Source organism: Pseudomonas sp. PS01301, from assembly GCF_029960215.1.
GTDB classification, from domain to species: domain Bacteria; phylum Pseudomonadota; class Gammaproteobacteria; order Pseudomonadales; family Pseudomonadaceae; genus Aquipseudomonas; species Aquipseudomonas coleopterorum.
On the sequence record NZ_JASCPM010000002.1, the window covers coordinates 183,033 to 190,261 of the forward strand.

6 protein-coding genes are annotated in these 7,229 nt (G+C 66.3%); 5 read left to right on the forward strand and 1 reads right to left on the reverse strand.

Annotation, left to right across the window (positions count from 1 at the left end):
* Positions 1–52 precede the first annotated feature (52 nt).
* Positions 53–829 carry an IclR family transcriptional regulator gene (locus QMX89_RS01880; RefSeq protein WP_282346307.1) on the reverse strand — a complete coding sequence of 259 codons (777 nt, stop codon included), beginning with the start codon at positions 827–829 and terminating at the stop codon, positions 53–55.
* Positions 830–912: 83 nt separating this feature from the next.
* On the opposite strand from QMX89_RS01880, the gene QMX89_RS01885 reads away from it, so the two are divergent.
* From QMX89_RS01885 to dld, 5 genes are all read left to right on the forward strand, one after another.
* Positions 913–2,436, forward strand: coding sequence for an MFS transporter (locus tag QMX89_RS01885; RefSeq protein ID WP_282346309.1), 1,524 nt, complete (start codon positions 913–915; stop codon positions 2,434–2,436).
* Entirely contained in the window at positions 2,433–3,473 is a 1,041-nt protein-coding gene (locus tag QMX89_RS01890; protein ID WP_282346311.1) for an HlyD family secretion protein, read from the forward strand. The genes QMX89_RS01885 and QMX89_RS01890 overlap by 4 nt, the downstream gene beginning before the upstream one ends.
* Position 3,474: 1 nt before the next feature.
* Positions 3,475–4,881, forward strand: a complete 1,407-nt coding sequence (locus QMX89_RS01895; RefSeq protein ID WP_282346313.1) for an efflux transporter outer membrane subunit — start codon at positions 3,475–3,477, stop codon at positions 4,879–4,881.
* A gap of 65 nt (positions 4,882–4,946) precedes the next feature.
* A complete protein-coding gene (locus tag QMX89_RS01900; RefSeq protein ID WP_282346315.1) occupies positions 4,947–5,363 on the forward strand; it encodes a RidA family protein in 417 nt (138 codons plus the stop codon).
* Entirely contained in the window at positions 5,360–7,042 is a 1,683-nt protein-coding gene (gene dld / locus QMX89_RS01905; protein ID WP_282346317.1) for a D-lactate dehydrogenase, read from the forward strand. Before QMX89_RS01900 ends, dld begins: the two co-directional genes overlap by 4 nt.
* Positions 7,043–7,229 lie beyond the last annotated feature (187 nt).

Here is a 7,229-nt window from a genome sequence, read left to right on the forward strand (position 1 = left end):
ATGTTGCCATTTTGTTCACGACTTGCCCGGCTCAAGTTAATGGCATTTTGTTTCAACTTGACGATGGCTCGCTTGCGCGCAGTCCAGCACTGAGGACACCGGCCAAGGCCTCGCGGGTATCGAACAGCGCCTCACGAAACAGCACGTGTTGCGCCTCGACTCGCCATACCGGGCCCACCAGTGCCAAGGCGTACTGCCCTTGCGAGGTCTGCAGGGCCACGGCCATGGCACCGACACCCATCATGTGCTCATTGGCGTCGCAGGCATACCCTCGATCGCGGACCTCGGCCAGCTGTTCGAGCAGGCGTGGCAGATCCGGGGTGCTCGGGGTCAGTGGTTCCAACACCGGACCGAGCAGTTGCACCACGGCCTCGTCGCTCATCTTGGCCAACAGTGCCTTGCCGCCCGAAGTCGCGTAGACACTGAGGAAGCTGCCCGAGGAGGGCGCTACCCGCAAGGGCTGCGGCGACACCACCGAATGCAGCAGCATCAGGTGGGTACCGTTACGGTTGACCAGCACCGCCGTCTCTCCGGTGCGTTCGGTCAGTGCCTCCATATAAGGACGCACCTGGGTGATCAGGTCGACATGGCTGTTCGACGCCAGGCGCATCAATGCCGGGCCAAGGCACACCCCACCGGCGCCTTGGACCTTGAGCAACTCCTCATGGGCCAGCGCATCGACCAGCCGTTGCACCGTGGAGCGGGGCAGGTCGATGCGCTTGGCGATCGCGCCCAGGCTCAGGCCGTCGGGCTCGCTTTCCAGGCAGCGCAGGATCGCCGCTGCCCGAGAGATGACTTGTATGCCGCTACGGTCGTTGTCGTTGCTCATGCAATTTGCCTTTTGTATCGCTGTTCGGTACAGTGTATCGCAATTATTGATTCATCGTCATTTGCAGCAAGCAGGTTCCATTCGTGTCCCCACCTTCACCTCCGGTCCAGGCGCCTTTCGGCTGGCGCCTGGCCATCGGGCTGGTCGGCGTGCTGATCGCCGCCCTGACCTCCGGCATCAACGACCGCGTCACCGACATCACCTTGGCTGACCTGCTGGGGATCTATGGCTTCGGCCACGACGAAGGCACTTGGATCAGCTCTGCCTACGCGGCGGCCGAGGTGTCGGCGATGCTGTTAGCGCCCTGGTTGGCCGTGACCTTTTCGTTGCGGCGCTTCGCCATTGTGGTGACCGTGGCCTTCGCCGGCTTCGGCGCACTGTGCCCGTTCGCCCCCAACCTGGAAAGCCTGCTGCTGTTGCGCGTGCTTCAGGGTCTGGCCGGAGGCGCGCTGCCGCCACTGCTGATGACCGCCGCACTGCGTTTCCTGCCGTGGCACATCAAATTGTACGGGCTGTCGGCCTACGCGCTCACCGCGACCTTCGGACCGAACCTGGCCATGCCCCTCGCCGCGCTGTGGACCGAGGGCAGCGACTGGCGCATGGTATTCTGGCAGATCATCCCGGCGTGCCTGATCGGCGCCGCGTGCGTCGCCTACGGTCTGCCGCAGGATCCACTGCGTCTGGAGCGCTTCAAGCAGGCCGACTGGCGCGGTGCACTGCTGGGCACGGCCGGCCTGAGCATGCTGATCATTGGCCTGACCCAGGGCGAACGGCTGGACTGGCTGGAGTCGCCCTTGATTGCCTTGCTGCTGATCGGCGCCGGGGTGTGCCTGCCGCTGTTTCTGCTCAACGAATGGTTTCACCCACTGCCGCTGTTCAAGCTGCAGTTGCTGGGGCGGCGCAACTTCGCCTTCGGCATCACCACGCTGTGCCTGTTCCTGTTCGTCGGCATGGCCGGCAGCGCGATTCCGGCGGGGTACCTGACTCACATTCAGGGCTATCGGCCATTGCAGACCATGCCCACCGCGTTGTGCATTGCCATCCCGCAGTTGCTCATCGCGCCGCTGGTCGCGTTCGTGATCAACCGCAACTGGGTCGACTCGCGCTACGTGATGGCCGCCGGCTTCGGTCTGCTGACCCTGGCGCTGCTGGGTGGTTCGCAGCTCACCGGCGAATGGATTCGCGATGACTTCTACCTGTTGCAGGCGCTGCACACCTTCGGCCAGCCGATGGTGGTGGTACCGCTGCTGATGATCGCCACCGGGGTCATCCATCCGCTGGAGGGGCCGTTCGCCTCGTCCATGGTCAACACCCTGCGCGGCTTGTCGTCGGTGGTCGCCGGCGTGGTGCTGGAAAACTTCGTCACCGCCCGTGAGCACCTGCATTCCAATACCTTGCTCGATCAGGTCGGCAACAGCTACCAGAGCCTGTTGCCGCTCTACGGCGAGCCGGCTGCCGAACTGGCCGGCCGCGTTCGCGCACAGGCTTTCGTGCTCAGCTACAGCGACGCGTTCCTGGCGCTGCTGGCCTTCATCGCCCTGCTGCTGGTGGTGTTGCTGACCCTGCCCAAACGCGCCTATCCACCGCAACCCCCGGTACCGTCATGAAATCTGTCATCAAACATCGCACCGCTGTCTTTCTCATCGTTGCTGCCATCCTCGTCTGCGCCGCCTATGGCCTCTACCAGGTGCTGCACCGCAGCGGCGTACAGAGCACGGACGACGCCTACATCCGCGCCGACTCGGTGCTGGTGGCGCCACGGGTGGCCGGGGTGGTCACCGAGGTACTGGTGCAGGACAACCAATCGGTCAAGGCCGGGCAGTTGCTAGCGCGCCTGGACCCGCGCGACTACACGGCCTCGGTGGCGGCGGCCCGGGCCAACGTCGATGCCGCGCAGGCGCAGGTGAAGAACCTGCGCGCCAGCATCGAGCGGCAGGCGGCGGTGATCGACCAGGCCAGCGCGGCCACGCGCGCCACCGCCGCTTCCCTGAAGTTCGCCCAGGCCAATGCTCAGCGTTACCGCAACCTGTCCCAGGCTGGCGCCGGCACTCAGGAAGAGCGGCAGAAGGCCGAGGCCGAGTTGCAGGGCTGGGAAGCCTCGCGTGACCGTGATGGCGCCTCGCGGGTCGCCGCCCTGCGCACCCTGGATGTGCTCAAGGCCGAGCTGGAAGTGGCCGAGGCAGCGGTGGACAAGGATCGCTCGGCGCTGGAACAGGCCGAGCTGAACCTGTCCTATACGCAGATTCTGGCACCGGCCGACGGCATGATCGGCCAGCGCTCGGTGCGCGTCGGTGCCTATGTCGCCCCCGGTCGACCCCTGCTGGCCGTGGTGCCGCTGCACCAGGCGTTCGTGGTGGCCAACTTCCGCGAGACGCAACTGGCGCACATGCATGCCAATCAGCGCGTAGACATTCATGTCGACAGCATTCCCGACCAGGTCTTTCGCGGCCACATCGACAGCGTCGCGCCGGCCACGGGTCTGTCGTTCGCGCAGATCAGCCCGGACAACGCCACCGGCAACTTCACCAAGGTGGTCCAGCGCATTCCGGTCAAGGTGGTGTTCGAAACCGATCAGCCCCATCTGGACCGGCTGCGCGTCGGCCTGTCGGTGGTCGCGTCGGTCGATACCACCCAGGAGCCCTGAGATGAGACGTGCATTGCTTGCCCTGACCTTGAGCAGCCTGGCCGCGTGCAGCGTCGGGCCGGACTTCCAACGCCCGGCAGCGGCGCTGCCTGCGCAGTGGCAGGACAGCGCCGGTACCCGCGCCGACGCAGCGCTGGACAGCGCCTGGTGGCAGCAGTTGGGCGACCCGCAATTGACCGCGCTGGTGACCCGCGCCGCCAAGGCCAACCTGGACATCCGTTTGGCGGCCAACCGCGTGCAGCAAAGCCAGGCCCTGCGCCAGGTCAGCGGCAGCGAGCAGTTGCCGGGGCTCAGCGCGCGCGGTGGCTATCAGCGCGAGCGCAACAGCGCCGAAGGCCTCAACGACCCGTCAGGGCAGAGCGGCCGAGCACCGTTCGAGCTGTGGAGCGGGGCGCTCGACGCCAGCTGGGAGGTCGACCTGTGGGGGCACGTCCAGCGCAGCGTCGAGATGGCCGACGCCGACGTCCAGTTCAGCCAGGCCCAGCGCGACGCGGTCGGTCTGAGCATCGCCGCGCGCACGGCCACCGACTACATCCGCCTGCGTGGCGTGCAGGCACGCCTGGCCGTGGCGCGGGAGAATCTCGAGATCGCCCGGCAGAGCCAGCGCCTGACCCAGACTCGCTACGAGAATGGCGTCACCACCAACCTGGACACCGCCAACGCCGCTGCCCTGGTGGCAACCATCGAAGCCTCGCTGCCCGTGCTGCAGGCGCAGCAGGACCGCTTGATCAATGCGCTGAGCTACCTGCTGGCCGAACCGCCGCGCGCCCTGGCCGACGAACTGCGCACCCCACGCGCCATTCCCGACCCGGCGCCGGACGTGCCCATGGGTCTGCCCTCGGAATTGGCCCAGCGCAGGCCCGACATCCAGCGCAGCGAGGCGGCGTTGCACCGGGCCACGGCCGCCATTGGCGTGGCCAAGGCCGATTTCTATCCACGGGTGAGCCTGGGCGCCAGCTTCGGCTTTCAGGCCCTGAATGGCTCCGACCTGGGCGGCTGGGATTCGCGCAGTTGGTCGTTCGGCCCCAGCCTGTACCTGCCTATCTTCCAGGGCGGACGCCTGACGGGCACGCTGGAGCTGCGCGAACATCAGCAGCAGGAAGCGGCGCTGGACTACCAACGGGTGGTACTGGCCGCCTGGCACGAGGTCGACGATGCCATGAGCGACTACTCCGCCGAACAGCAGCACCATGCTGCGCTGAGCGAGGCGGTGCAGCAGAACACGGTGGCCCTGGGTACCGCCCGCGACCGCTACAATCAGGGCGCGACCGATTTCATCAACGTGCTCGGTGTGCAGCGTGCGCTGCTGGCCACGCAAAGCCAGCTGGTGGACAGTGCCACTGCCGCGGCGATCGATCGCGTACGTCTGTATCGGGCCCTCGGCGGCGGCTGGCCGAAAGACGCCTGAAGAAGCCGCGATGCGCCCGGCAAGCCGTGCTAGGGTAAGGTCTGTCAGCCAACAGGAGCCTGCCCATGCCCGACCACGTCCCGCTCAAGCTCAGCAATCCGCCCGGCCTGTTCGACCCCGCGCCCTATGGTTACTCACATGTGGCCGAGGTCGCCGGTGGCAGCAAGTTGTTGTTCATCGCCGGGCAAGGCGGTGAAAGCCTGGACAGCAGCATTTCCCCGGATTTCCAGTTACAGGCCGGGCAGGCCCTGGCCAACCTGCGTACCGCACTCGGTGCAGCCGGTGCCGACTACGCCCACGTCGCCAAGCTGACCGTGTTGATCGTCGACCACGACCATGAGCGCCTGGCCATCTGGAGCGACACCCTGCGCGAGGCGTGGGGCGATGCCATGACGCCAGCCTGTACCTTGATCCCGGTGCCACGCCTGGCCCTGGACGGCATGCTCATCGAACTCGATGCGGTGGCGGTGATGCCGCAATGAGCGAACTGATCAGCGCACTGCGCGACATCGTCGGCGCCAGCCATGTGCTCACCGACTCGGCCGAGACCGAACGCTTTCGTCAGGGTTTCCGCTTCGGCAGCGGCCAGGCACTGGCGGTGGTCCGCCCCGGCTCGCTGCTGGAGCAGTGGCAGGTGGTCAAGGCCTGCGTGGCGGCCGACGTGATCGTCATCATGCAGGCGGCCAACACCGGCCTGACCGGAGGTTCCACGCCGGACGGTGGCTACGACCGTGAAGTGGTGATCATCAGCACCTTGCGCATGCGCACGGTGCACGTGATCGAGGAGGGCCGTCAGGTCATCTGCTTCCCTGGCTCGACCCTCGATCAGTTGGAGAAGGTCCTCAAGCCTTTGGGTCGCGAGCCCCATTCGGTGATCGGTTCCTCGTGCATCGGCGCGTCGGTGTTCGGCGGCGTCTGCAACAATTCAGGCGGCTCGCTGGTGCGTCGCGGACCGGCCTACACGCAGATGGCGGTGTACGCCCAGCTCGGCGCCGATGGCACCTTGCAACTGGTCAACCACCTGGGCGTCGAACTGGGCGATACGCCCGAGCAGATCCTCGGCAACCTGGACGCCCAGCGCTACACCGCCACCGATATCAAGGCCGATGCCGGGCTGGGCTCCGACCATGGCTACGCCGCCTATGTGCGCGAAGTCGACGCGCCCACGCCCGCACGGTTCAATGCCGACCACCAACGCTTGTACGAGGCCAGCGGCAGTGCCGGCAAGCTGGCGGTGTTCGCCGTACGCCTGGACACCTTCGTCGCCGAGCGCGACACCGCGGTGTTCTACATCGGCAGCAACGACACCGCCGACCTCACCCAGATTCGCCGGCACATGCTCGAACGGTTCGACGAGCTGCCGATTGCCGGCGAGTACATGCACCGCGACGCCTACGACGTGGCCGCCGAATACGGCAAGGACACGTTTCTGATGATCCACCACCTGGGCACCCAGCGCCTGCCCAAGTTGTTCGCCTTGAAGAGCCGCGCCGACACTTTTCTCAAGCGCTTTCCCTGGCTGCGTGCCAACCTCGCCGACCGTGTCCTGCAACTGGCGGCGCGTTGCTTTCCCGAGCACCTGCCGCCGCGCATTCGCGAGTTCCGTCAGCGTTATGAACACTACTTGATGCTCAAGGTGTCCGCCGGCTCGGTGGCGGCGACCCAGAAGCTGCTGGAAGAGCTGTTCGCCGGACGTGACGGTGATTTCTTCAGGTGCACCGCAGAGGAGGGCAGCAAGGCCTTCCTGCATCGTTTCGCTGCCGCCGGTGCTGCGGTGCGCTATCGCGCCGTGCACGATCGGGAGGTGGAGGACATCGTGGCGCTGGACATTGCCCTGGCGCGCAATGATCGCCAGTGGTTCGAGACGCTGCCCGCCGACATCGATCAGCAGATGATCGTCAAGCTCTACTACGGGCATTTCTTCTGCCACGTGTTCCACCAGGACTACATCCTGCGCAAGGGCAGCGATTGTCTGGCGGTGGAGCATCGCATGTGGTCGCTGCTCGACGAGCGCGGCGCAGAGTATCCGGCCGAGCACAACGTCGGCCATCTGTACCCGGCCAAGCCGGCGCTCAAGGCCTTCTATCAGCAACTGGACCCGTGCAACGCCTTCAATCCGGGTGTCGGCCAGACCTCCAAGTGCCGCCACTGGCACGAGTGACCGCGGCGCCCCCTTCGCGGGTAGAACCCGCTCCCACAGGGTCACCGTTGTTCCTTGTCCAAGGGCCACCACCGTTTCTTGTGGGAGCGGGCTCTGCCCGCGAAGAACTCGACGCGGTGCACCTGGTAGACCGCGGCGTCCCCTTCGCGGGGGGGCGGCCCCCCCCCCCCCAGAGGCACCGGGGGTT